General features: G+C 55.8%; 21 protein-coding genes. 12 read left to right on the top strand and 9 right to left on the bottom strand.

Annotation, left to right across the window (positions count from 1 at the left end; genetic code table 11):
- The 4 genes from TURPA_RS18620 to TURPA_RS18635 all read right to left on the bottom strand — a co-directional run bounded on the left by TURPA_RS18620 (position 1) and on the right by TURPA_RS18635 (position 5596).
- Entirely contained in the window at positions 1-1095 is a 1095-nt protein-coding gene (locus tag TURPA_RS18620; protein WP_014804811.1) for an aminotransferase class I/II-fold pyridoxal phosphate-dependent enzyme, read from the bottom strand.
- A 63-nt stretch (positions 1096-1158) separates the two neighbouring features.
- A complete protein-coding gene (locus tag TURPA_RS18625) occupies positions 1159-2139 on the bottom strand; it encodes an alpha/beta hydrolase (RefSeq protein ID WP_169314429.1) in 981 nt (326 codons plus the stop codon).
- A 20-nt stretch (positions 2140-2159) separates the two neighbouring features.
- Positions 2160-4043 carry an AMP-dependent synthetase/ligase gene (locus tag TURPA_RS18630; protein WP_041948697.1) on the bottom strand — a complete coding sequence of 628 codons (1884 nt, stop codon included), beginning with the start codon at positions 4041-4043 and terminating at the stop codon, positions 2160-2162.
- Between the two features lie 101 nt (positions 4044-4144).
- On the bottom strand, positions 4145-5596 hold the full coding sequence (locus TURPA_RS18635; protein WP_014804814.1) for a hypothetical protein: 1452 nt from the start codon (positions 5594-5596) through the stop codon (positions 4145-4147).
- 304 nt (positions 5597-5900) lie between these two features.
- Here TURPA_RS18635 and TURPA_RS18640 point away from each other — a divergent pair, with 304 nt between their 5' ends.
- The 4 genes from TURPA_RS18640 to topA all read left to right on the top strand — a co-directional run bounded on the left by TURPA_RS18640 (position 5901) and on the right by topA (position 10919).
- Positions 5901-6665: an EAL domain-containing protein gene (locus TURPA_RS18640; protein WP_014804815.1), complete on the top strand. Its 765-nt coding sequence runs from the start codon at positions 5901-5903 to the stop codon at positions 6663-6665.
- An 87-nt stretch (positions 6666-6752) separates the two neighbouring features.
- Positions 6753-7706 (top strand): sigma-70 family RNA polymerase sigma factor, encoded by a 954-nt coding sequence (locus TURPA_RS18645; RefSeq protein WP_014804816.1) that lies wholly within the window; start codon positions 6753-6755, stop codon positions 7704-7706.
- Between the two features lie 3 nt (positions 7707-7709).
- Complete coding sequence (locus TURPA_RS18650; RefSeq protein WP_014804817.1) at positions 7710-8654, top strand: hypothetical protein; 945 nt, start codon at positions 7710-7712, stop codon at positions 8652-8654.
- A complete protein-coding gene (gene topA, locus TURPA_RS18655; RefSeq protein ID WP_014804818.1) occupies positions 8655-10919 on the top strand; it encodes a type I DNA topoisomerase in 2265 nt (754 codons plus the stop codon).
- Here the strand turns inward: topA and TURPA_RS18660 are convergent.
- The gene (locus TURPA_RS18660) at positions 10916-11506 is read right to left on the bottom strand and encodes a TetR/AcrR family transcriptional regulator (RefSeq protein WP_014804819.1); all 591 of its coding nucleotides are present in this window, start codon (positions 11504-11506) and stop codon (positions 10916-10918) included. The two genes, topA and TURPA_RS18660, sit on opposite strands and share 4 nt — an antisense overlap.
- Before the next feature lie 120 nt (positions 11507-11626).
- Between TURPA_RS18660 and TURPA_RS18665 the strand changes: the two genes are divergently transcribed.
- The 4 genes from TURPA_RS18665 to TURPA_RS18680 all read left to right on the top strand — a co-directional run bounded on the left by TURPA_RS18665 (position 11627) and on the right by TURPA_RS18680 (position 15926).
- Positions 11627-12232: an SET domain-containing protein gene (locus TURPA_RS18665; RefSeq protein WP_014804820.1), complete on the top strand. Its 606-nt coding sequence runs from the start codon at positions 11627-11629 to the stop codon at positions 12230-12232.
- Between the two features lie 19 nt (positions 12233-12251).
- Positions 12252-12752 (top strand): SET domain-containing protein, encoded by a 501-nt coding sequence (locus TURPA_RS22300; RefSeq protein WP_014804821.1) that lies wholly within the window; start codon positions 12252-12254, stop codon positions 12750-12752.
- 85 nt (positions 12753-12837) lie between these two features.
- Positions 12838-14487 (top strand): DUF3556 domain-containing protein, encoded by a 1650-nt coding sequence (locus tag TURPA_RS18675; protein WP_014804822.1) that lies wholly within the window; start codon positions 12838-12840, stop codon positions 14485-14487.
- Entirely contained in the window at positions 14484-15926 is a 1443-nt protein-coding gene (locus tag TURPA_RS18680; RefSeq protein ID WP_014804823.1) for a phytoene desaturase family protein, read from the top strand. The genes TURPA_RS18675 and TURPA_RS18680 overlap by 4 nt, the downstream gene beginning before the upstream one ends.
- Before the next feature lie 32 nt (positions 15927-15958).
- Here TURPA_RS18680 and TURPA_RS18685 read toward each other — a convergent pair whose 3' ends face one another.
- Genes TURPA_RS18685 through TURPA_RS18695 form a run of 3 tightly spaced genes read right to left on the bottom strand, consistent with a single transcriptional unit; the run spans position 15959 to position 18523 of the window.
- On the bottom strand, positions 15959-16354 hold the full coding sequence (locus tag TURPA_RS18685) for a PIN domain-containing protein (protein ID WP_014804824.1): 396 nt from the start codon (positions 16352-16354) through the stop codon (positions 15959-15961).
- Positions 16338-16571, bottom strand: coding sequence for a hypothetical protein (locus tag TURPA_RS18690; protein WP_014804825.1), 234 nt, complete (start codon positions 16569-16571; stop codon positions 16338-16340). The genes TURPA_RS18685 and TURPA_RS18690 overlap by 17 nt, the downstream gene beginning before the upstream one ends.
- Before the next feature lie 53 nt (positions 16572-16624).
- The gene (locus TURPA_RS18695) at positions 16625-18523 is read right to left on the bottom strand and encodes an ABC-F family ATP-binding cassette domain-containing protein (RefSeq protein WP_014804826.1); all 1899 of its coding nucleotides are present in this window, start codon (positions 18521-18523) and stop codon (positions 16625-16627) included.
- A 51-nt stretch (positions 18524-18574) separates the two neighbouring features.
- Between TURPA_RS18695 and TURPA_RS18700 the strand changes: the two genes are divergently transcribed.
- The 3 genes from TURPA_RS18700 (at position 18575) to TURPA_RS18715 (ending at position 21835) form a co-directional block, all read left to right on the top strand.
- Positions 18575-19963, top strand: a complete 1389-nt coding sequence (locus TURPA_RS18700; protein WP_014804827.1) for a TldD/PmbA family protein — start codon at positions 18575-18577, stop codon at positions 19961-19963.
- 180 nt (positions 19964-20143) lie between these two features.
- Positions 20144-21472, top strand: a complete 1329-nt coding sequence (locus tag TURPA_RS18710; protein WP_014804829.1) for a TldD/PmbA family protein — start codon at positions 20144-20146, stop codon at positions 21470-21472.
- Positions 21473-21475: 3 nt separating this feature from the next.
- The gene (locus tag TURPA_RS18715) at positions 21476-21835 is read left to right on the top strand and encodes a dihydroneopterin aldolase (RefSeq protein ID WP_014804830.1); all 360 of its coding nucleotides are present in this window, start codon (positions 21476-21478) and stop codon (positions 21833-21835) included.
- A 35-nt stretch (positions 21836-21870) separates the two neighbouring features.
- On the opposite strand, the gene TURPA_RS18720 is transcribed toward TURPA_RS18715, so the two are convergent.
- Entirely contained in the window at positions 21871-22875 is a 1005-nt protein-coding gene (locus TURPA_RS18720) for an acetylxylan esterase (RefSeq protein WP_014804831.1), read from the bottom strand.
- Between the two features lie 146 nt (positions 22876-23021).
- Here TURPA_RS18720 and TURPA_RS18725 point away from each other — a divergent pair, with 146 nt between their 5' ends.
- Positions 23022-23780: a ferritin-like domain-containing protein gene (locus TURPA_RS18725; RefSeq protein ID WP_157210595.1), complete on the top strand. Its 759-nt coding sequence runs from the start codon at positions 23022-23024 to the stop codon at positions 23778-23780.
- Positions 23781-23811: the final 31 nt, after the last annotated feature.

Below are 23811 nucleotides of genomic sequence, written 5' to 3' on the forward strand. Positions count from 1 at the left end.
CTATGCAGCCCCTATGAGGCCCGCTATCTGCGCCGCCTGTTCAGCCGTCAGGTTCGAATTCAGTGAAAGTCTCACGCGCGATTCTTTCACTGTGGGCGGCCTGATCGCACGCGTGTGAAAGCCTGCGGCCGCGAACCGGCCTGCGAGTTCGAGCGCGGCCGCCTCACTCTCGCAGATGAGCGGCACAATGTGCGATGAGGATTTCATGCGTGCAGCATCTTTCACGGCGTTTCGAATCGTCGCGCTCACCTGCTGCAGCCTTTCACGCTCTCCCTGCATACCCTTGACGAGTTCAATCGCCACTGCTGCAGCATGCAGAATTGCCGGCATGGGAGCCGTCGAAAAGACAAACGTGCGTGCATTGTGCAGAAGATAGCTTCTCGAAGCGTCGCTGCAGACTATCGCCGCACCCTCGAGCCCCAAAGCCTTACCAAAAGTGATGACGCGAAAATCGGCCTCACGGGGAGAAAGCCCGCAACCCGCGTCGCCATAGACACCGATGCCGTGCGCGTCGTCGATATAGAGCAGCGCGTCGAATTTCGTTTTCAAGTCGATGAGTGCGCCCGCCGGCGCCATGTCACCATCCATACTGAAGAGTGATTCGGTGATGATGATAGCCTTGGTTGCTCTGTGTTTGGCAAGCAACTCGCCCAGATGCTGCATGTCGTTGTGTCTGAAGTATACTTTTTGAGCGCCTGATAGCCTTACGCCGTCGACGAGCGAGGCATGCGCGAGCCTGTCGATGAATGCCACGTATGAAGAATCGCAGATGGCAGAAAGGGCGCCAACATTCGCCGCATATCCATTAGCGAAAAAAAGCGCCGCTTCGCCCCCGAGCCATTCGGCGGTCTGCCGTTCAACCTGCGCAAAAATACCGCGATGCCCCCGCACGAGCCGGCTTGCGGTCGACCCACCGCCATAGAGGTCTACCCCCGTCTTCAGTGCATCTTTAATTCGCCTGTGCTTTGCTAGGCCCAGATAGTCGTTCGAACAGAGGTCGATTAAATTTTCGGGGGGCGCTTCAAGCGAACGCAGCCTGTTGGTTTTTTCAGCATGGAGCAGAAAATTTTCGACCTGTTTTGTGAAAGCCTGCATGCGCGTCGCGGGCAATCTGCACGACGAAGACAGGCCTAAAAAGCAATTTAATGGGCCGAATGGCTATTCCAGGGCGTCGCGTTTGTTGATCCAGTCTGTAGCTTTGGGCCAGACTTCGCGTGGCGCCGCTTTGCCGCAGACTAGATCCATATGGCCATAGCTGGTTGAGCTGCCGTATTCTTTACCGAACACAATGAGCTTACGCTCGCAGGTGAGCTGGTCCATCGTCCATTCGACGCCGTCGAGCGCGCACAGCCAGTCGCGATCACCCGCAAGCATGAGTGTCGGCACGGTAATGCGCCGGTCGTCCGCACGGTGCGGAAAGCCGCCCGAGAGCCGGGGCATACCTTCGGCTGCTGAGATGAGCTTGATCTGGTTCCATTCGTTAACCGAAATCGGTTCGATCATGTTTTCCAGCACCTTGTGCGCGATTTCAGCGTCCATGTTTTCCGGGTTCCAGAGAAAGCGGTTCCAGAAGGTGTTGAGGCTCGCGAACGGAATCATCGGCTTGTAGAATGTCTTCAGCGGAAAGTACTGCATCGCACTGATATAGTCGAGCAATGACCTGAAGTGGTTAATCGTCGAATAGGTGTAATTGAGCGCCGTGGCAAAGGTCGTGAGGCTCTGCAGATTCGATGCCTTGTGGCGAATCTGGTAAAAGAACCCGAGAATACCGCCCATGCTGTGCCCGACCCAGTGCATCTTTTCGGTGCCGTGCTGCTTCTTCACGTATTCGACAACCGTCGGCAGATCGCAGAGCAAGAAGTCGTCGATCGACCACTGTTTTCCCCTGCCCGTCTGCGGGCCGTCGCTACCGGTTCTGCCCCGCAGGTTCATCGCATAGACCGCGTACCCCTGCTCGGCCAGGTGGCGCGCGTATGAGAGCTCGGGCACGCCGAAATCCCACACATTGTGGTTTGAGGCGATGCCGTGAAGCAGCATCACGGGGTACTGGCGCGTGATCTTTTCGGGCAAATAGCTGTAGACGGCGATATTCCAGTGGTCGGGCGTCTGTAGTTTCACGTGCCCGGTCTTGATTTTCATTTGTTCTGCGGTTGCCATGATTATTCCTTAAACATGCTATCGATGAGCGGTGCATACTTTGCGTGCACGACGTTGCGCTTTATCTTCATGAGCGCCGTCAGCTCGTCGCCGACGCGCAGCTTATCTGGCAAGAAGCGCAAGTGCGAAATGCGTTCATAGCTCTTGAAACCGTTCTGCTCATTGATCAGTTCGTGGCAGATTTCTCTGAAAATGGTCACGAGCTCGCCATAGGTGTTGAGGTCATTTTTCAGGTCGAACTCCGACACCTGATAACCGGCATCGAGCAGCCGGTCATAGTCTGGCCAGATGAGCACGCCGAGATTTTTCTGGTCTTGCCCGACCACTACCGCCTGTTCAATCAGCGGATGCTGCGCGAGCAGAGTTTCCATCGGCACAGGTTCGAGGTTTTCACCGGAGCGCAGCACGATTGTGTCTTTTGCGCGGCCGCGAATCGAGAGCGCACCGCTGCGCGTGAAGACGCCGATGTCACCTGTGTTCATCCAGCCGTTTTGTAGAACCTTAAGCGTCGCGTCGCCATTCTTGTAATAGCCCTGCATGACGCCGGGGCCTTTGACGAATATCACGCCCGGCTCACCTGGCGGCATGATGCGCCCGTCTTCGCCGCGAATTTCAACCGTCGTGCGGTCGGGTACAAAGCCGACCGTGCCCATAATCACTTTGCCGGGCTGGCGCATTGAAATGAGCGGCGAGGTTTCTGTCATGCCATAACCTTCGTAGACGGGAATGCCAATCGCGTTAAAAAATTCATCGATGTGCAGCGGCAGCGCTCCGCCGCCTGAGATGGTACCACGCAGCTCACCGCCGAGCATCGCTCGAACACGCACGAGAAAAATTGAATCCATGTAGACGTCGGGGCCCTTGAGGCCTGCAAGCGAAAAGACCGACACGGCCTTCTCAAATAAGTTACTCAGAAAGTTCTTTTCGCCGGTTTCAGCCGACTGCCCCGCAACAACATTCTGCGCGCGGTGCAGGCGCTGCTTGATGCCATAAGACAAATCGAACAGCTCGCGGTTGAATGCCTCGGTTTTGTCGATGCGCTCGCGCAGCTTCTGGTAGATCTGCTCCCACAGGCGAGGGGCAGATGCCATGATCGTCGGCTTCGCGCGAATGAAGTCTTCCATCAGGTCTTTTTTGTTTGAATAGTAATAATGCGCGCCTGAGAAAATCACCGAATAGAGCATGAAGCGCTCATAGATGTGCCAGACGGGCAGAATGGAGAGAATGCGGTCGCGCGGCGACATCTGCAGAATTTTTGGGGCAATCTCGAGCTGGTAGAGCATGTTTGCATGCGACAGCATGACACCCTTCGGTTCGCCGGTCGTGCCCGAGGTATAGATAATCGTAAAGAGGTCGCCCTGCAGAATTTTCTGGCGCAGTGCTTCGAGCTCTTTGAGCTCCTCATCAGTCGCGAGTGGCAGATCATGGAGCAGACGCGGCAGTACATTCAGCTTCTCGTCGGCGGCTGTTTTTTCGGGAAACAGCGGATCCATGATGTAGACTTTTGTGCCCCGCTTCTTGAGAACTCCGCCGATTTTTTTAAAGAGGCGCAGGTGCTCGACGAAACAGATTTCTGCCTCGCAGTGGTTCAAAATAAACTCGAGTTCTTGCGGCGTTGAATCAGAACCGCGCGGCACGACAATCGCGCCGGCCATCTGTATTGCCATGTCGGTCACCAGCCATTCGGCAGAGTTGTCGCCAAAGATCGCGACCCGGTCGCCGGGTTTGACATTCGCGCGAATCAGGTGGATTGCGAGAGCCTGAGCGCGTTCGTACAGCACGCTGAACCTCGTCGGCATGAAAAACTTATGCGAGTCTTTTGAATAAAAACCCTGGTCGGGGTACTTCTGCGCGCTCGCGGCAAAAACTTCGGGCAAATTCTGCATAGGCTTAAGGTAAAAGATCAACACGACTCATCGCGTCGATGAGAAATACAAATGAGTTACACTTGTTTACAGAAACCCGAGCGAAAACCCACGCCCCGCCATCAGAAGAGCGGGTGCGCGGAGAGTGAAAGCGATTTGGGCGCTGAATATGTCTGTGCTCCGCTGAACGCGAACCTGCCCGCATGCGCCGGCTTATCTTGCCAGCGCAGCACAAAGTTCTGCGAATGGCTGGCAACGGCAAAGCCACGAAGATTGTGCGCCTGACTCGGGTCGGCGATCGCGAGCCAATGCAGTTCGCGCGGCTCGAGGTGCGCGGCGAGTGCCACATCTGCGAGCATTGTGATGCCGAGTCGCGCCGGCGTCGCGTATTGATTGAGATACGTGTTGGTTGCGATGCCAGCCGCATCGCCCGAAACGAGCGCGAGTGGGTTACCGGGTGAACCATAGAAGCGCAGATCGGTCACAGTGCTGCCGCTGAATGCCAAACGCTCGCGGTTTGAAACACCACCAAATGACGCATAGCTGTCGACGAGGCCGCCATTCACGTCGATTACTCCCTCGCTGAAACGCAAGACATCGCTTGTCGCTTCATTACCACCGAGGCCGTCGCGCGCGGTATCGGTACCCGAGTACTCTGCGGCGATGTGGCGAAACTTGACGCACTTATTGCCGGTGCAGGGTTCTGCCACGACGGCGTTGCCGTGCACGAGCACACTCTCACCCGTGAAATAATTCACCGACGAGGTATACCTTACCCCTGCTTCGCGTGAAGAGAATTCATAGGTTCTGCGCAGGTTAATCTGAAAACCGAAGAGTTCGACGTTGGTGCGAAAATCGAGCAGCAGGTTATGCCGCTGCCGGTTCCACATGATAATCACGTCACCGGCATTGTCGCGCGTCTGAGCGACCCCACCCGAGGTGCCGATCACGCGGGTGCGAATGCGCGCGCGGTAGTCATAGGGTTCGATGCAGGTCTCTTCATAGGTTTCGATCACAAACGGAATTTTCGCGCCATTGCGAATCGCGTAACCGTTGTATTCGAAATAATTTTCAAGCCCCGTATACTTATAGAATTCGAAGAGTTGCTGCACCCGGCGCATAACGGGCTCTGACACCGTTATGGTGAATTCACGCCCTGCCAGGTCGCAGCCCTCAAGCCTGTTGCGGCAGAACGCGCGAATATCGGGCAGAGCCAGATCGAGAAAGAGTGCGCGCAGTTCGAGCTGCACCTGCGTGAACTGTATACCGCAGAGGCGACGCGTATGCGCGTCGAGCGACGTTGCACCCGGTGCATAGTCCATATAGCAGCGGCCCAGGTCGATCGTGCCGTCGGTTGTGCCGGTCAGCACGGGCAAAGGCAGTGAAAAATCTTGTGGCAGGTGCTGGTTTGTGTAAACTTCGCCCGGCCCCACGTACGCTGCGCCGCCGCCACCTGTTGCGACGCCGGCGTCGCGGATTTCTATATCCGCCGCTTTATCGATTGCACCCTTGCCGTTGACGCAGCCTGTGCTCAAAATCGCGACCAGGCCGACCACCACCCACAAAGCCTTCATGAGTTAATCTGACGGGGCAGACTCAGATTTTCCAGCATTTTTTTGAATATGGCGACCTGCCGCGCAGCCCCGATAGGGGCTAGTCGGCAGGTCGCAAAACGACGAATTTCAGAAAAAGTTCCGCGATTTTCGAAGCGTAAATCGCTCTATGAACGGGCTTAGGCCCGCTTTTCCCGAATTTCGTCGTTTTGCTTGGGCTCTAAAATTTCGAATATCGCGACCTACCGCGCAGCCCCGATAGGATAAAAAACCAAGTTCGCCTTGACGCATGAAATTCAGATTCTGATTTGCTTCCCTCGATAGCATGAAAGAAGCATTCACGAAACTGGCCTGCCGCGAATGCCTCAATGGCGCGGGGCTCGACTTCGAATTCAAGATGGCATTTCAGCCCGTGATCGATGCCGAGACGCGCACAATCTATTCGCATGAGGCACTGGTGCGCGGCCCGAACGGTGAGGGTGCCGCAACGGTGCTCGCACGGGTCAACGAAGAGAACCGCTATCGCTTCGACCAAAGCTGCCGCGTGAAGGCAATCGAAGCGGCTTCTCGCCTTGGCCTTGACACCTACCTCAATATCAATTTTATTCCCGGCGCGATCTATAACCCTCTGACCTGCATTCGCACGACGCTCGAAGCCGCTGAGGAGTTCTCATTCGACCAAAGCAAAATTATCTTTGAGGTCACTGAAGGCGAACGTGTCACCGACCATGCGCATCTGAAATCAATATTCGCGGAATACAAAAAGCAGGGCTTTCAGACAGCTATCGACGACTTCGGCGCCGGGTACTCGGGGCTGAATCTTTTGGCGGAATTTCAACCTGACGTCATAAAACTCGACATGGCACTCATTCGCAACATCGACGCAGACCGTGTGCGCAGCATTATCGTCGATGCGATCTGCCGTGTCTGTGAAGAACTCGGCATACGCGTGGTCGCCGAAGGCATCGAAACACGGGCCGAATTCGATCATTTACGCCAAAAAGGACTGCGCTATTTTCAGGGGTATTATTTCGCCAAGCCGGTTTTTGATGGTCTTGTGCGCGACATACCGGCGCTGAAGGTCATATAATTCGAATCTGCCGGCTGCCGCAAAGCCAAAGCGGCTCAAAACGGCGAATCACTTTACGCCGCCCGCAAATAACGGTTTCAGGCCCAAGTGGCTGTGGCTCCGAAAAATAAGACGAAGAAGCGAACGCGGCTTGCCGAGATGGGGCCTGAAATTGAGATTCGCAACGAAGAGCCTGTCGTCGACAAGACCCTGGCCAAGAACCCCTACACCGAATCGAGCATACAGTGGTACCTCGAAGAAATCAATAAAATACCGCTGCTGACGCGCGAAGAAGAAGACCGGTTGGCGCGCGGCGCGATTGCAGGCGATGCCAAATCGAAAGAGCGTCTTATCACTGCGAACCTGCGCTTCGTGGTGCAGGTCGCGAAGAAATACCAGAAATTCGGCATCAGCCTGCTTGACCTGATCAATGAAGGTAACCTCGGCCTCATCAAAGCGGCTGAGCGCTTCGACCCCGACATGGGGTACCACTTTATCAGCTACGCCGTCTGGTGGATTCGCCAGGCGATTATTCTCGCGATTAACCAGAAGGCCGCGATGATACGCCTGCCGATGAACCGCACGATCGATGTGGCGCGCATCGACTCGATTCAAAAAGAACTCGAGAATGAACTCGGCGAAGAGCCGACGCTGACGCAGATTGCCGACCGGCTCGATATGCCAGAGGCAGAAGTGCGGTGGCTGAAGCAAATTTCGTCAGACTATGTCTCGCTCGACATGCCGGCCAACGCCGACTCTGAAAACACTCAGATATCGCAGGTTCGCGACGACAAATATATTTCGCCCGAAGACCAGGTGATGCAGGGCGCGCTGCACGATTCGCTGCACCAGATCTTGAATGAGTTAACGGCGAGCGAGCGTGAAATCATCGAGCACCGCTATGGCCTCAACGGCAAGAAGACGCTGTCGCTCACGCAGGCCGGCAAAAAATTCAATCTTTCAAAAGAGCGTGTACGGCAGATTGAAAAGCTCACGCTGCTAAAGCTGCAAAAGTATGGCAAGCAGCGCCATCTCGAAGACTTTCTCGACAAAGAAGACTAACCCATGCCTGCCCGGCGCGTGCGCTATTCAACGCTGCTGTGGCCTGCGCTCTATTCTCCCGCAAAAATTCTGGCGCTTTGCCTCGCGGCAATGCTCGCAGCACTGGCGCTCACCTATGCTGCGCATTCGCTGACGCAGCCTGATCAGGCACTCTATACCCGTGCCTCTGAACGCGCCCGCGCGGCGCTGCAGATGAAACTCGCCGGCGTCGACAGCTGGCGCTGGCAGCAGAATTTTGCCTGCCTGCAGATGCCCGACGATTGCCTCAAGATATTGCTGCGCTTCAACCAAAGCGAGGTTAAGCCAGCACAGCATCGCCTGATGCTTGAAGCGCCGAAGCCCTGCGCAATTTGCCATCTGGCCGAACTCAGCCATAAAGCTGAGGTTGTTGCTGTTTTTCCCGAATTGCCGGCGCGTGAGGCCGTGTGGTGGCCCGCGATCACCACCTTCATTCTCAGCTGCGCCTGCCTCTTATTCTGCGGGCTGCGCTTTGCTGCGGCACGCCGGCAAGGCCAGAATGCCGGTAGTTGTGTCGCAGCGCTGAAACTTTTGCCGGGGGCGCCTGTTGAGGCCAGAAAATGGCTAAAAAAACAGCTGCGCTCGCTGCTCAGCGCAAGCTACGTCGAACGCGAAGAGTTGCGTTTGAGGTGGATCTCCCCCCCTGAGAAATTTGCGCTCTGGCTCGAATCTGAGCGGCAGGCACTAACGAAATTTGCCGCCCATTTGCGCCTGGTGGCAGTGCACGGCAGTGCCAGTGAGGCAGCAGCCATACCCATCGAAATGCTGCGTATTGTGTACCGTTTTCTGACCTTGCCCTCGGCTGCGCCGCGACTCATCGACGAGAAACTTTTTACCAATAAAGAAGAAAAAATAATTAATATGCGACGGCTTGTCGCAAAAAACAAATCGGGCGCCTCGCTACGTTTTGTAGTCTGGGAGAGCGATTAGATGTCTGAAGAGAAAAAAACTCCGGTGAAGAAGAAAAAACCTGCGAAGGCGGCAAAACCTGCGCTGGTGATTGTCGAGTCTCCCGCAAAGACCAAATCGATCGGCAAATTTCTCGGCAGCAAATACCGCGTCGAATCGTCGAAGGGCCATCTAATCGACCTGCCCCGGTCGAGCATGGGCATCAATATCCAGAACAACTTTGAGCCGCTTTACATAACCATTCGCGGCAAGGGCAAGACTCTCGGTGAGCTGCGTAAGGCGGCAAAAAATTCTTCGCAGGTGTTACTGGCAACCGACCCCGACCGCGAGGGCGAAGCGATCAGCTGGCACCTGGGGCGCGCACTCTCTGAGGTGAACCCCAAAATTAGCCGCATCGAATTCAATGAAATCACGAAAGATGCAGTGCTGAAAGCCGTTGAGCACCCGCGCGACATCGACATGCTGCGCGTCGACTCGCAGCAGGCTCGCCGCGTGCTCGATCGCCTGGTCGGTTACGAAATCTCACCGGTTCTGCAGAAGAAGTTTGGCTCGCGCCGTTTTTCTGCGGGCCGCGTTCAGTCTGCCGCGCTGAAAATTCTCTGCGACCGCGAGATTGAAATCGAAAGCTTCATCGCCGAAGAGTTCTGGGAATTCGACGCGCATTTTTCAGGGACGAACAGCAAGCCCAAAGACAAAGAGACTCTGTTTCGCCTTGCTCAGGTCGATGGCAAAAAGGTAGCGGTCACCAACAAAGCCGATGCAGACGCGCTGGCAGCGCGCGCCGAAGCAGCTGAGTTTAAGCTCGCCTCGCGCAAAACATCCGAACGGCGCATCAAGCCCCTCGCACCGTATATCACGAGCCGTCTGCAGCAAGACGCATCAACCCGACTCGGATTTCGTGCGCAAAAAACCATGTCGATCGCGCAATCTCTCTATGAAGGGGTCGAGCTCGGCAAAGAAGGTTCGCAGGGTTTAATTACCTACATGCGTACCGACTCGACGCGCATTTCGGCAACGGGTCTTGAGCAGGCGCGCACCTATATTGGTCAGGCATTCGATGCCGCGTACCTGCCCGAGGCGCCGGTACAGTACAGCAAGAAAGCGGAGAACACGCAAGATGCGCACGAAGCGATCAGGCCGACCGACGTGAGCCGCACGCCCGAAAGCGTCGAGAAATACCTCGACCGCGACCAGTACCGCCTCTACGCGCTCATCTGGCGCCGGTTCGTTGCGTCGCAGATGACTTCGGGCGTGGATGAGCTGGTTACTCTTGAAGTACACGGAGGTACAAAGTCGACGCCGGGCACGAGGCCCTCTGAGGCGACGACTGAATTACACGGAGGTACAAAGTCGGCGCCGGGCAATTCAGATGACTCCCTGGTTTTCCGTTATTCAAGCTCGCGCCAGGTTTTCCCCGGTTTTCGTGCGATCTACCCGCTCGGCGAAGAGAAGGTAGGCTATGTTCCCACATTCGCCGAAGGCGAAGCATTGAAGCTCGTCGACCTCATCAAACAACAGAAATTCACGCAGCCCCCGCCGCGTTATACTGAAGCCTCGCTCATCAAGGCGATGGAAGAATCGGGTATTGGCCGGCCCGCAACCTATGTGCCGACCATAGGCACACTCGACAAGCGCGCATATATCGAACGCAAAGGCCGCCAGCTAATACCCACGAAGCTAGGGCGCGTGGTGAATGACATTATGGCGGCGCATTTTCCCGAAATTGTCGATCTGAAATTCACTGCCAATATGGAAGAGAAGCTCGACAGCATCGCAGCCGGAGAGAACGACTGGCGCCATATGCTCGGTGACTTCTACCCGAATTTTCACACTACCGTCGAACGCGCGGGTGACGAAATAGCCGACCAGACGCATTTGGTTAGAATTCCGCTCGATCGCGATTGCCCAAAATGCGGCAACAAGCTGATGCAGAAGCTCGGCAAAAACGGCTATTTTATCGGCTGCAGCAATTTTCAGGGCGGCTGCCGTTTTTCAGAGAGTATTCCGCTGGGCACCTGCCCCGTCTGCGGCGGCAGCGTTGTTAAGAAGAAGGGCAAAAAGGGCCGGGGTTTCTTCGGGTGCGCAAACTATGCCACGACCGGCTGCGAATTTACAATGCTTGAGACCCCTGCGAAACGCACCTGCCCCAAATGCGACTCGATCATGGGCCAAAAGGTGCGCAAAACAGGCATAACGCTCACCTGCCAGAATCCGGAATGTAAACACGTCATCGAAGAGACGGCCGAAGACATGCCGGCAGACAACACAGGCGAAGGCGCAACCTAAAGCGCGGCGTACAGCCGGCGCAGCGCCTGGTAATACGAGACGTGTAAGTTCGCAGGGCGCGTGCCGCTGTGCGAAAGTATAAAGCTGTAGAGCGTATGCACTGAAAGAGAATACTTCTCGAGCCTGCCGGTCGCCGGCGGGTTTCTCTCGAACGCCGCTTCGACAAAGCCAAAGATATCGCCGCCATAGAGCGAAGTGTACCGCGCAGCGATTTCGGGCGGCGACGAATAGACGAGCGAAAACAGCAGCGCAAAGAACTCCGGGTACTCGCGGTTAAACCACGAAACTGCGCGAAACATGTCGCGCATTTCAGCGAGCAGACTACCCTTGCGGCCGATGCGGTACCTGAGCCGCCGAATCATGTAGAGGTGCGTCGCACGCAGGCATACCCAGTACAGATTCTCTTTGCTGCCAAAGTGGTGGTAGATGCTCGGCTGCTCAAGACCTGCTTCTTGTGAAATTTCCCTCACCGATGTACCGTAGAAACCCTTGCGGGAAAATGCGACGGCTGCACCGACCAGAATACGCTCTTTCGAATCGCGCCATGGGTAGATCTTCCATGCAGGTTTTGACGAATCGGTGCGCATAGAAAGCGCGGCAACTACCACAAATCACTCTCTGACTGAAAGCCAAAAACAAAATTTTTGATTGTATGTTTGATAGGTTTATGAAGGGCGGCTCACCATTTGTTTCATGTTGAGGAATATATGCCAGTAACAGCCGCCCTCGCGGAGCCTCCTTTAGAAGTCAGGCCCACCCGCTTCGGCAAGGGCGTTTTCGCCCGCAAAACCTTCAGGCCCGGGGAAAAAATTCTGCAATTTCGCGGCAGAATTTATACCCGGCGCGAATACCTCGGTAAAGTCAATTTTGAGAAATGCCACTACATGCAGATCAGCGACGATCTGTTTCTCGGCCCCACAACCTCACCAGACAATTTCGTCAACCACTGCTGCGAACCCAATGCCGGCCTGAAGGTCGAGAACAACAAGGCCTTTCTTGTCGCAGTCGACACAATTTCAGCGGGAGTGGAAATTACATTCGACTATTCGACATCGATGGCCGAAGACCACTGGGAAATGGACTGCGCCTGCGGAGCGCCGACGTGCCGTGGCCGGGTTCGCGATTTCAAATATCTGGCACCACCACTGCAGCAAAAATATATCGACCTCGGTATAGCACCCGAATTTGTACTGCGTTCTGCCGGGCTTGAGAATCCGCATGATTTGTTTCATGCGGCAGCCTATAGCGGCGGCAATCTGTCGCACAGCGGCATGGGTTCGACTACGCTCACCGCAAGCCATGCGAGTGCGTAGCGCATTCAATCCGTGAAATATGCTCAATCCCAAGATTGAAGTTCGCGGCAGCGACATCGAAGGTCGTGGGCTGTTCGCGCGCGAGCCGATCGCTGCCGGTGAGTTTATCTGGCAGAAAGATGACGGTGAACGCGCCTACTCGCAGGCAGAGATCGATGCGATGGCACCAGAGCAGCGCAAAAATTTCTATAACTATAGCTACCAGACCGGCCCCGATGAATTCTACGGTACACCCGAGGGTAAGGCTGGCGACGATGCCGATTACATGAACCACAGCTGCGACCCCAATACCTGGTTCGAACCCGATAACTCGATGACGGCCCGGCGCGATATAGCCAAGGGCGAAGAAATCACCTATGACTATGCAACGAGCGAAGCACGCGCAGACTTCACGCTGCAGTGCCGCTGCGGCTCGCCGGTTTGCCGCCATACAGTACGAGGCGACGACATGCGCCGCATCGCCGAACTGCAGCAACGCTATGCCGGTCACGCGATGGCGCATACCATCGCCATTACCTAAGAAGGCCGCCTGCCGTCGGCAGCGTTCGGCAGATTGCCGGTTTTTTTGCTCGACCTTGCAGTTCAGCTGGTGCACGTAGCTTTTCATGGGCCTCATTAAACCGACCGCACCTCCGTACGACCCGATTGCCTGGCAAAACCTACCGTTTGCCGAAAAAGCCGAGCAGGCCTGCAAGGCCTGGGCCGTTCAGGGTTATGGCACGCCGATCGGCGCATATTTTCTGTATGTCTTCAAGATAGTTTTCTACATCTATATGTGGAGCTTCTTCTGCAGTTTCAGCCCCGGTGCATCGGGTCTCGCAAAGATCGGCGAATGGGCCTTCACACCAATCGCTTTCCAGAAGGCAATCTTGTGGAGCATGCTCTTTGAAGTGCTCGGTCTCGGCTGCGGCAGCGGGCCACTGACCGGCAGGTACTTTCCCCCATTAGGTGGATTTCTTTATTTTCTGAGACCTGACACGACGAAGCTGGCGCTCTACCCTGGCCTGCCGATTCTCGGTGGCATCAGGCGTGGCATCGTAGACGTGCTGCTCTATGCTGCGCTGATTGCCGCGCTCGTCTACGCACTCATTTCACCACAGCCCGGCTTCGATGAGTTCGCGGCAATTGCCGTGCTTTTACCGGTGAACGCGCTGGCAGACCGAACACTCTTTCTCGCCGCACGCGGTGAACATTACTGGACAACCACGATGTGTTTTTTGTTTGCCAGCAACTGGCTCGCCGGAGCCAAAGCCGTGCAGCTCGCGCTCTGGTTTTGGGCCGGTTTTTCAAAACTCAACCGCCATTTTCCGTACGTCGTGGGGGTAATGAATTCAAACAGCCCGTTTACGCGATTCGCCTTCATGCGCCGGTTCATGTACAAGAACTACCCGCATGACGTGAATCCATCCACCTTTGCCCGCATCGCCGGCCACTGGGGCACCGCTGTAGAACTGGGTATCCCAATCATTCTGATGCTCTCACCGACCGGCAGCTATGGCCACATTGCCGGCATGGCGCTGATGGTTGGCCTGCATGTCTATATCACGAGCAATGTGCCGATGGGGGTGCCTATCGAATGGAACTTCATGGTTGTCTACGGCGCGTTTTACCTCTTCTGGTACAATGCGGATGTCTCACTCATGAGCTTGCCGTTGCCGCTCGCGGTTTTTCTCGCCGTGATGCTGATAGCGCTGCCGCTGATTGGCAATATCTGGCCGCGCACACTTTCGTTCTTGCTCTCTATGCGCTACTACGCCGGCAACTGGGCAACGAGTGTTTGGCTGTTCAAAAAGGGCAGCCACAAGAAACTCGAAAAGCTGACGGCCAGTGCACGCTGGGTACCCGACCAGCTGCGGCTTTTTTACAATGAGGCCGATACGATTGCGATTCTGAGCAAGGTGATGGCCTTCAGGCTGATGCACCTGCACGGGCGCGCGTTTTCGGCGCTCATGCCTTCTGCCGTCGCAAACTTCAATGACTATGAATATGCTGAAGGCGAAGTCGTCGCGGGCCAGGTATTGGGTTACAACTTCGGCGACGGGCACCTGCATGATGAAAAGCTCGCTGCAGCCGTGCAGGCGCAATGTGGCTTTGAACCCGGCGAAGTGCGCTGTATCTTTATCGAATCAGAACCGCTGTTCGAAGCAAAACTCGCATACCGCATTCATGATCTGGCGACGGGCAATATCGAAAGCGGGCACATAGACGCCGCTCCGCTGCGCGAACGCCAGCCATGGATCACCGGTAAACCGTGACGGCAGACGCAGTCGTCATCGGTTCGGGGCCGAACGGCCTTGCGGCTGCCATACGCCTTGCTGAAGCGGGCGTCTCTGTGCACGTGATCGAAGCTGCCGATGAAATTGGGGGCGGCACACGCACAGCCGAACTGACGCTCAAGGGCTACCAGCACGACGTGTGCTCTTCGGTGCATCCGATGGGGGTCGTTTCGCCCTTTTTCAAGAGCCTGCCGCTCGAAAGGCATGGGCTGAAGTTCATCTACCCCGAAGCGTCGGTTGCACACCCGCTCGATAACGGCGGCGTTGCGCTGCTGCTGCCAGGTGTCAGAGACACGGCCGAGCGACTCGGTATCGATGCGCGCAAATACAAGAACCTGGTCGAACCTTTTGTCGCAGCGGCAGATGCCCTGTTTGCCGATGCGCTGCACCCGACCGGGTTTCCCAGACACCCGCTCTTGATGGCGCGCTTTGGCTTAAAAGCCATACGCAGCGCCGAAGCCCTCTGGAAATGCTTCAAGACCGATGAAGCACGTGCGCTCATCGCGGGCTGCGCCGCTCATTCAATTCTGCCGCTGGATAAGCCGATCACAGCCGCAGTCGCGCTCATTTTTCTCATCGCCGGCCACGTCAAACCATGGCCGATTGCCGCAGGTGGCTCGCAGGCAATTACGAATGCACTCGCTTCGTATCTGAGATCACTCGGCGGCACTATCGAAACGGGGCGCCGCATTACGGGGCCGAAAGATTTGCCCGAAGCGCGGGCATATCTGTTCGATACAAGCCCGAACCTTCTGGCAAGCGGCTTTTTAGGCGTTTTGCCGCAGGGTTACGTCAATCGGCTGAATAAGTTTCGTTACGGGCCGGGTGTGTTTAAAGTCGACTATGCGCTGTCACAGTCGATACCCTGGACAAACAGAGAGTGTCTGAAAGCTTCGACCGTGCACCTCGGTGGTCGATGCGAAGAGATTGCGGCCAGCGAAGCCGAAATCTGGCAGGGTAGAGATCCTCAAAAACCTTTTGTGCTTTTAACTCAACAGAGTGAATTCGACGGTTCGCGTGCCCCGAAGGGCAAGCACACTCTGTGGGCGTATTGCCATGTGCCGAACGGTTCGCGCGCCGATTTGGCAGAAACGATTGAAAACCAGATTGAGCGCTTTGCCCCTGGCTTCAAGAAGACGATTCTGAAACGGCATGCAATGCACACCGCAGATTTCGAGGCGTATAATGCCAACTATGTCGGTGGGGCGATTACGGGGGGGGTCGCCGATTTATGGCAATTTGTGACGCGGCCGGTCGCGCGACTCAACCCCTACACGACGCCGAACCCCAAAATTTTTCTCTGTTCGGCATCGACACCACCGGGTGGTGGCGTGCACGGCATGTGCGGCTTTCACGCTGCGAATGCCGCACTCTCGCGACTCGCAAAACTGCCGCGCTCACCACTGGCGATACTTTGATTCTCATTCTTCACCGAATTGAATGATGAGAATCAGAAATCGTCGAAAAGGCGAAGATTACAGGCTTTTGCAATCTTCGCAAAAATCTTGTCGTGTGTAAACAACCGGGCCTTTTGATCGAGTGCGACCTGCGCAATATGCGCATCGGGTGTTGAGACGGTGATGCCTTCGGTTTGCAATCGCGCGCGCAAATCGCCGACGCGAAACCAATGACTGAGAGATGAGTCAGCGAGGGATAGGTCACCCAAGAATGCCTTGAGCCTCACATTCTGATCGTTCTTACGCGCACCGCTGACAAGCTCGGCCGCAATCACGGGCGTCATCAGCACAAGGCCATGTTCGAGCAGCCGGTCTACCGCTTCACATAACGCAGCATCTCTGCCGGCAAAATAGTCGACCCAGATGCAGGTATCAACGACGACGTTCACGGCTGGTCTCGATATCGATATCAAGCGTCAGCTTGCCCTTCAGTGATCGCCCGGTTTCGAACGCACGCCGGCGGCGCAGCATTTCAAGGCCGAGAATCAGCGTTTCGGTAATGCCTTTGCCGCTGATCTGCTGCGCTTCGATGAGCAGCTTATGTGGCAGGTTTGCCGTCACGCGCCGGGTGGCTGTGGCTGATTTTTGAAGGACTGCCGCGTTCATACGCCTGTATGAATGCCGATATGACCTTCTGTCAAGAATTTTATGAAAAATGCTTAGCCCGCTTTTTCGAGTAGCTCAAGAAAGCGCGCTGTTTTGGCCTCAATCTGCCGCCCGATTTCTTCGATTAGCCGACCGAGTTCAGCCGTCTTTTCGAATGGAAGGCCCGGAGCGGCCAGCGTAGCAGAAGCCTCAGCAAGCCGCGCTTCAAGCAATGGAATTTCTTTTTCGAGGGCATCGCGCTCTTTGGTTTCAGCAAACGTGAGTTGCGGCGGTTTGGCCGTGCGGCTGCGCTCGCGCGGCTCTTTCGCTTTTTTCTCAGCCGTTTTCTCGCGGTCTAAGGCTTCTTTTTCAGCCAGGTACATCGAATAATTCCCGTTGAAATCTTTGACTTCACCCTCTTCCCCTGGACGAAAATCGTTATCGAGCACGAAAAGGTGAGTCGTCAGCTTATCCATAAAGTAGCGGTCGTGCGAGACAATGAGTAAACAACCCTGAAAGGCCAGCAAGTAATCTTCGAGCACGTTGATCGTCGCGATGTCGAGGTCGTTTGTCGGTTCATCGAGAATCAGAAAATTCGGGTTCTGCATCAAGATCGTCAGCAGATAGAGCCGGCGCTTTTCGCCGCCAGACAAGGTCGCAGCCTGCTGCCTGTGCGTCGATGGGGGAAACAGAAACTGCTCGAGCAACTGCGCCGCGGTGAGAACTTTTCCCTTCGCCAGCGTAACAGCCTCTGCAACATTGCGCACGGCTTCGAGAATGGTCATGCCTTCGGGAAAATTGCCGCCAGTTTGCCGGTAATAGCCAAAGACTGTGGAGAGGCCTATATCCACCTTGCCTGAATCGGGCTTTTCGAGGCCAGTGATGAGGTTCAGAAAAGTCGATTTGCCGGCGCCGTTGCGGCCGATGATGCCGATGCGGTCGCCGCGTACGAATTTGTATTCGAAGTTGTGTATGAGCTTGCGGCCACCAAACGATTTGCTGAGCGCGGTAATCTCGAGAATCTTGCCGCCGACGCGGTTCATCTCGAGCACGAGAGCCTGCAGCTCTTCTTTTTTCTGCTGGGTCGCGGCTGCCTTCACAGCCTCGAAAGCATCGACGCGGTACTTTGCTTTCGTCGTGCGCGCCTTCGGCTGCTTGCGAATCCATTCGAGTTCACGGCGCATTTTATTCTGCGCCTTTTCTATCGCGATCGCTTCTGCCTCTTCGCGTTCAGCTTTTTTCTCCAGAAAATAAGAGTAATTGCCCTTATAGCTGTAGAGCTGGCCGTTATCGAGTTCAAGAATTTCATCGCAGACGGTTTCCAGAAAGTAGCGGTCGTGCGTGACGAGCAAGAGTGTGATTTTTTCGCGCTGCAGATAGCTCTCAAGCCACTCGATCATGTCCAGGTCGAGGTGGTTCGTCGGCTCGTCGAGTATCAAAATTTCAGCTTCGTCGATGAGTGCATGCGCGAGCGCCACCCGCTTGCGCTCACCGCCAGAAAGTGACCCGACCCTGGCCGCAGTGTCGCGAATGCCGAGCCTGGTAAAAATACCGGTGATCTTACGTTCGTAATCCCATGCATTGGCGCTTTCGACTTCAGCAATCGCCGCATCGATGCCTTTGCCCGTGCGCATCGCCTCGTCATAGCGCGCTATCACACGCATGACGCTCTTGCGTACATCAAAGACGGTCTCGGCAATCGTCATATTCGGGTCTAGTTCGTCGGATTGATCGAGATACGAAAGCCTGATACCGTTGCGCAAAACCACTCGCCCCTTATCGGGTGTCTCTCGACCGACCAGAATCTGCATCAGTGTCGACTTTCCCGCGCCGTTGCGCGCAATCAGCGCTTTTTTTTCACCCGCATCGAGCCCGAATGAAATATCCTGAAATAGTGTTTTGGCGCCATAAACCTTGGTGAGTTTTTCTGCAGAGAGATAGTTCACCGATTGACCCCAGTTTTGCGCATGCATGCCAGATTCAGAAAACGATTCACTCCGCACATTGCTTCAAGGGTCTGCCTCATGAATCAAACAGTCGCCGAAGATATTCTCTCAGCTGCGCTCAGCCAGGGCGCCGACTTCGCCGACCTGTACGAAGAAGAGACGCGCAACGCAGCGGTGAGCCTGCGCGACCACAAGATTGAAAACGCAACCGCGGGCATCGAATACGGCATCGGCCTGCGCCTCATCTATGGCACAGACGTCGTTTATGGCTATACGAGCAGCGATTCGAAAGATGCTCTGAGTAAGCTTCTGGCAGCGCTGGTTGCAGCCCGCGCGGCAACTGCGCGACTCCCGGGCAACGCCAGGGCGGCTTTGAAGCCCATTCATCAAGCCCCGGCGATACAGAATATTCTGCGCCGTCCCGCTGACGCCGGGCAAGCAGCAAAGCTGCCTTTGCTCATGCGCGCCGACAAACAAGGTTATGCCGTGTCTCCGCTGGTGCAGCAGGTTTCTGCCTCGCTCGTAGATTCGACAAAGCATATTCAAATTGCGAACAGCGAGGGTCTTTTTATCTCTGATTCGCGCACCCGCACACGCTTTTCGGTCTCAGTCACGGCAGAAAAAGCCGGTGAGCGGTTTGTCGCCGGTGAGTCACCGGGCGCGCTGCAGGGCTTTGAATTTTTCGACAACCTCGACATCGAATCGCTGACCCGGGAGGCGGCAGAACGCGCGGTGCGCATGCTCGACGCCGGTTATATTGAGGGCAAGAAGATGCCGATCATTCTCGGCCCCGGCTTTGGCGGAGTCATCTTTCACGAAGCCTGTGGCCACCCGCTGGAGACCGAAGCGCTGCGCAAAAAGGCGACGCCGTTTGCCGGCAAACAGGGCCAACTCATCGCGCACCCGGCGGTCACAGCGATCGACGACGGCACCATTTTCGGCAGCTGGGGTTCGGTGGCCATCGATGACGAAGGCATGCCGACTGAGAAGACAGTTCTGATTGAAAACGGCATCTTGAAGAACTATATCTCTGATCGTGTGGGGTCGATAGAATGCAATGTACGGCGCACGGGTTCGGCGCGCCGTGAATCTTACCAGTACGCGCCGGTATCGCGCATGCGCAATACCTACATCGCCGCCGGTTCGAGTTCACTCGCCGAAATGCTTGCAGGCATCGACGACGGCCTCTATGCACCCAAACTCGGCGGTGGTTCAGTCAACCCGGCGACGGGTGAGTTCAATTTTGCTGTCGAAGAGGGTTACCGCATTCGCAGCGGTAAAATCGCCGAAGGCGTGCGCGGCGCAACTCTCATCGGCAAAGGCCATGAAATTCTGCCGCTGATCTCGATGGTCGGCTCAGACCTGGAGATCACCGCCGGCATGTGCGGCGCGTCGTCGGGCAGCGTACCCGTGACCGTCGGCCAACCGACCCTGAAGGTCGATGAGATACTTGTGGGGGGTAGATGAACAGGATGTTCTGTACTCCGACGCGGCCATGGTTGGCATCTTTGCGGAGGAGCGAATGATCAGGATGATCACAGGCTTCGCGGCTGCCATGGATGGCATCTATGCCGCGAAGGCGTTGACCTTGCTGATGGCTTGCACCGAATTCTGCGCATTCGCGATGATCCAATATCCGAGGTTTAGATGAATATTCAATCAGCCATTACCACCCTCGCCGAGCTCGCGGCTGCCTCGAAAGCTCAGGCGTTTGACATCGTCGGCTATGACTCGTTCAGCGAAAGCGTCGAAGTGTTTGAACAGAAGATCAGCAATACCGAGATTCAGAGTTCAGCAGCGCTCGGCGTCAGGGTGTTTTGTGATCACCGGCCGGGCATCGCGTTCACTGAGAGGCTGACACCTGAAGCGCTCAAGATCTGTCTTTCTGATGCGATATCGCACACACAGCTGACTGGCGCCGTCGAATATTCAGTCGCCGAACCGCAACCTGCGTCAGAGAAGAAATTCGATCATCTATCCCCCGATTTCGAGCGCGTAGCGCTCAGCGATCTCGCCGATTTTTCGCGCCGGCTCGAAAGCGAAACCCGGGCGCGTGATGCGCGCATTGAAAACGTGCCCTATACCGGCGCGGGCCGCTCGAGTGCGACATCGTATTTTATGAACTCAAAGGGCATAACCTACGAACAGACGCACCAGGAGTTTTCGGCCTACACCGCGGCCGTCGCCGCCGCAGGCGATCAGAAAAAAATGGGTTTTTACAGCAATAGCCGCCCTTCTTTTTCTGAACTTCTGCCACTGGACTTTGCTGGTATCGCCGCACGGCGAACACTCGAACAGCTCGGCGCTGCGCCGGTTAAGTCAGGCGAATACACGGTGCTGTTCAGCAACAGAGTGGCGGGACAGATTCTTTCTATATATCAATCCTCATTTTTTGCTGACGCAGCGCAGCGCGGCCAGTCTCGCCTCAAGGGCAGGCTCGGCGAACGCATCGCATCGCCGCTATTGACCATTACCTCAGCTGCGCATGATCTGAAACTGAAAGGCTCGCGCGCCCGCGATGCGGAGGGTACACCGACACGCGATATCGCAGTCGTCGAGGCCGGGGTATTCACGAATTTTCTCTACAATCTCGAATCTGCCGGCAAAGACAAGAGGGTTTCAACCGGTAACGCAGTCAGATCGATTGGGTCAAAGGCTTCGACGGGCTTTAAGAATCTTGTCGTTTCGCCGGGCAATGAACCGGCGCCCGCTCTGCTCTCTGGACGCGTGCTGCTGATTGACAAACTCGAAGGGGCAGCCGGCTGCTCGGCGGTTTCAGGGGAGATGTCGATAGGTGCGCAGGGGTTCTTGTACGAAGGCGGCGTGCGGGTGCAGCCGGTTGACCGCATCACACTCAGCGCGAATATTTTTGATATGCTGCAGAATATCGAGGCGATCTCAAACGAATATAATGACCAGTACGGTTCGGTTTGCGTGCCCGATCTGCTCATCGGTAAAATATCGGTTGCGGGCTAAAATATGAAACTGAAGCCTCTAACCATTGCGGTCGAACGCCTGAAAGTCACGCTTTCGGTGGGTATTTACGAAACCGAGAAACGCAAACCGCAGACTGTTTTTATCTCGGCGCGGCTCGTTTTGAGCGGCACGCGCTACGACGTCGATGACATGAAGAATTCGGTCGACTACGACGTGCTTTGCAACGAAATCAAGCGCATAGCGGCGCTGAGGCACTATGAACTCATAGAGAATCTGGCGCTACAGATCGGGCAGGCACTCAAAAACCTTGCCCGCGCCAAAAGTGTCAGTGTGAGAATCGACAAACCGCTCGCCGCAGCCAAGAACGGCGCTGAGACTATATATGTCGCAGTCGACTGTTGAACTTTCAAACCAGCAGGTTCCCTTTTCAAAACCCGCTAGTCTTCAGCATCGGGCGCCGAAACCTGGCCCAGTAGCTTTTCGCGAAAGTAGCGCACTGCGTTGAGGGCAGTCTTGCGCTTTTCATCGGCGAGCGCTGCGGCGTCACCTTCGGTGAAGAGAAACATGTCTTTCTCGTTCTTGAGTAAATGAAATAAGGCGAATGCCCCGTGGGGGACTGCTATCTTATTCGTCAGATTGACTGAAAACGCAGTGCTCGCGCTGATCTTTTTGGCGAAATAAACCGGGTCGAAATACCGAAGGTTCTCTTTAATTTGCTGCTTCACCTTCTTGCTGCCGCGTGCCGCGTCATTGATTTCTCGCGCATAATCGGCGTCTGAAATATTCTGGGTTTCATCGAGATGTAAAAACGCAGGGTTTTCGAGAAACAGCGCATCGCCGCGCTGCATATAGGCCGCAACAAAGAGCGCCTGCGCTGCGCCGACCCCCTGCCCGATGATTCCCATGCGCGAGGTATCGATTTCTTTTCTGAGCCTTGCCACCTCGAGCGCGCGAAACGCATCGAGATAGATTTTATTGGCGTAATACTCCGCCGGGTCGAGCAGCCGCTCGCCGAAATACCCATAACTCTGCTCGCGTTCGTCTTTCTTTTTGACAGGGTTTAACTTGTCTTCGCTCTGCACCGGGCGCGGCGCTTCATGCCCGCGCATGCGCACGACGAGCTGCGCAATGCCGGCATTCATGAGACCCTTGTACGCCACGGTCTCTTTGCCATAATCAGGAAAAATGACGACCAGAGGCGGTTTGCCGATGAGTTTGCGCGGCGCGATGAACTGCGCGCTCATATGGTACTTGTCTACACTCTGAAAGTCTACCGCCAGGTTCTGCTCGGTGAAGAGCTTGCGGCTTACCTTCTTCTTGGTCTGTACCTCCAGCGGTACTTTTTTCAGGCGCGCGAGCTGCGCCGCCCAGAATTTGTCGAGGTCTTTGGGCGCAAGGGAAACATCCGCCTCTGCGCTGTAACATTCGTCGAAGAGAGCCATTGCCGAAACGAATTGTTAACCGCGACACTGCGTACATTATTTTGCACACACGGGTATTGGTGCCGACGCCGGCAGACGAAGCCGCACCGACACGGTGGCGGCGACAAAAACAGTTCACGGCCGCAGTCCACCTGCAAAACGCGCATATGCCTGCGGTTTCCCTGACGCTGCCCAAAGACCGCGAACTTTTTGCGTTTATCTTCGCGCGGTTCATCGACGGCGAACTGACGGGCATCGCCGAGGGGCGCGCCATGCAGTATGCCCCTGACCTGAAAAGCGCAGACTTTCTGGCGAGACAGATTCGCGATGAAATTCGCCATGCGCGGCTCTACAAAGGCCTGCTCGCTTATGTGAGCCCTGAGCGCCCCTCACCCCGGCAATCGTGGCTGTTGAAGCAAGTTACCACGCCAGTCAGCGGCCGCCTCTGGATTGAGCACTGTTTTCTCGATAAAGCGGTGGGTGAGCGCTGGGTGCACTACCTCATGCAAATGCTGATCGCCAATACGAAAGATGCGCGCATCGTGAAAACACTGCGCGCGATCGCACGCGATGAAGTGACGCACATCGCATTCGGCGAGGCACAGGTGAAGACCAGCCTTGCGGCCAACCGGTTTATGGCTGCTTATCTCTGGGGCCTCTATCTGCGCGTCGACTACGCACTTGCGCTGGTGCACCGATTGACAAGGGCGCTCGTGCGCCGCAGATATTCGATTGAAGCCACAGAGCTGCTCGACATGTTTTTCAGAGATTACCGTGAGCTGGCTCTTCAAGAGGTTGCGGGCCTTCTGGGCGTGCCCCCGCAGCGATCAATCTGGCGCTTGCTGAAAAGCCAGATCATCTATTGGGCGCGCTGGCCCTTTGTGGGCTGGAGGCAGAATCCAGAGCGGGCATTCAGGGCCAGTTAGGCCCATTGCTGTTCTGCGAAACTGCAAGAGA

It is taken from the genome of Turneriella parva DSM 21527, from assembly GCF_000266885.1.
Classification (GTDB): Bacteria; Spirochaetota; Leptospiria; order Turneriellales; family Turneriellaceae; genus Turneriella; species Turneriella parva.

What these genes read in the sequence shown, in the direction of transcription:
- TURPA_RS18715 (WP_014804830.1), top strand. Translation starts at nt 21,476, where the DNA reads ATGAAACTGAAGCCTCTAACCATTGCGGTCGAACGCCTGAAAGTCACG.
- TURPA_RS18630 (WP_041948697.1), bottom strand. Translation starts at nt 4,043, where the DNA reads ATGCAGAATTTGCCCGAAGTTTTTGCCGCGAGCGCGCAGAAGTACCCC.
- TURPA_RS18700 (WP_014804827.1), top strand. Translation starts at nt 18,575, where the DNA reads ATGAATCAAACAGTCGCCGAAGATATTCTCTCAGCTGCGCTCAGCCAG.
- TURPA_RS18620 (WP_014804811.1), bottom strand. Translation starts at nt 1,095, where the DNA reads ATGCAGGCTTTCACAAAACAGGTCGAAAATTTTCTGCTCCATGCTGAA.
- TURPA_RS18710 (WP_014804829.1), top strand. Translation starts at nt 20,144, where the DNA reads ATGAATATTCAATCAGCCATTACCACCCTCGCCGAGCTCGCGGCTGCC.
- TURPA_RS18665 (WP_014804820.1), top strand. Translation starts at nt 11,627, where the DNA reads ATGCCAGTAACAGCCGCCCTCGCGGAGCCTCCTTTAGAAGTCAGGCCC.
- TURPA_RS18725 (WP_157210595.1), top strand. Translation starts at nt 23,022, where the DNA reads ATGCCTGCGGTTTCCCTGACGCTGCCCAAAGACCGCGAACTTTTTGCG.
- TURPA_RS18625 (WP_169314429.1), bottom strand. Translation starts at nt 2,139, where the DNA reads ATGAAAATCAAGACCGGGCACGTGAAACTACAGACGCCCGACCACTGG.
- TURPA_RS18720 (WP_014804831.1), bottom strand. Translation starts at nt 22,875, where the DNA reads ATGGCTCTCTTCGACGAATGTTACAGCGCAGAGGCGGATGTTTCCCTT.
- TURPA_RS18660 (WP_014804819.1), bottom strand. Translation starts at nt 11,506, where the DNA reads ATGCGCACCGATTCGTCAAAACCTGCATGGAAGATCTACCCATGGCGC.
- TURPA_RS18640 (WP_014804815.1), top strand. Translation starts at nt 5,901, where the DNA reads ATGAAAGAAGCATTCACGAAACTGGCCTGCCGCGAATGCCTCAATGGC.
- TURPA_RS18675 (WP_014804822.1), top strand. Translation starts at nt 12,838, where the DNA reads ATGGGCCTCATTAAACCGACCGCACCTCCGTACGACCCGATTGCCTGG.
- TURPA_RS18695 (WP_014804826.1), bottom strand. Translation starts at nt 18,523, where the DNA reads ATGCATGCGCAAAACTGGGGTCAATCGGTGAACTATCTCTCTGCAGAA.
- TURPA_RS18650 (WP_014804817.1), top strand. Translation starts at nt 7,710, where the DNA reads ATGCCTGCCCGGCGCGTGCGCTATTCAACGCTGCTGTGGCCTGCGCTC.
- TURPA_RS18690 (WP_014804825.1), bottom strand. Translation starts at nt 16,571, where the DNA reads ATGAACGCGGCAGTCCTTCAAAAATCAGCCACAGCCACCCGGCGCGTG.
- TURPA_RS18635 (WP_014804814.1), bottom strand. Translation starts at nt 5,596, where the DNA reads ATGAAGGCTTTGTGGGTGGTGGTCGGCCTGGTCGCGATTTTGAGCACA.
- topA (WP_014804818.1), top strand. Translation starts at nt 8,655, where the DNA reads ATGTCTGAAGAGAAAAAAACTCCGGTGAAGAAGAAAAAACCTGCGAAG.
- TURPA_RS22300 (WP_014804821.1), top strand. Translation starts at nt 12,252, where the DNA reads ATGCTCAATCCCAAGATTGAAGTTCGCGGCAGCGACATCGAAGGTCGT.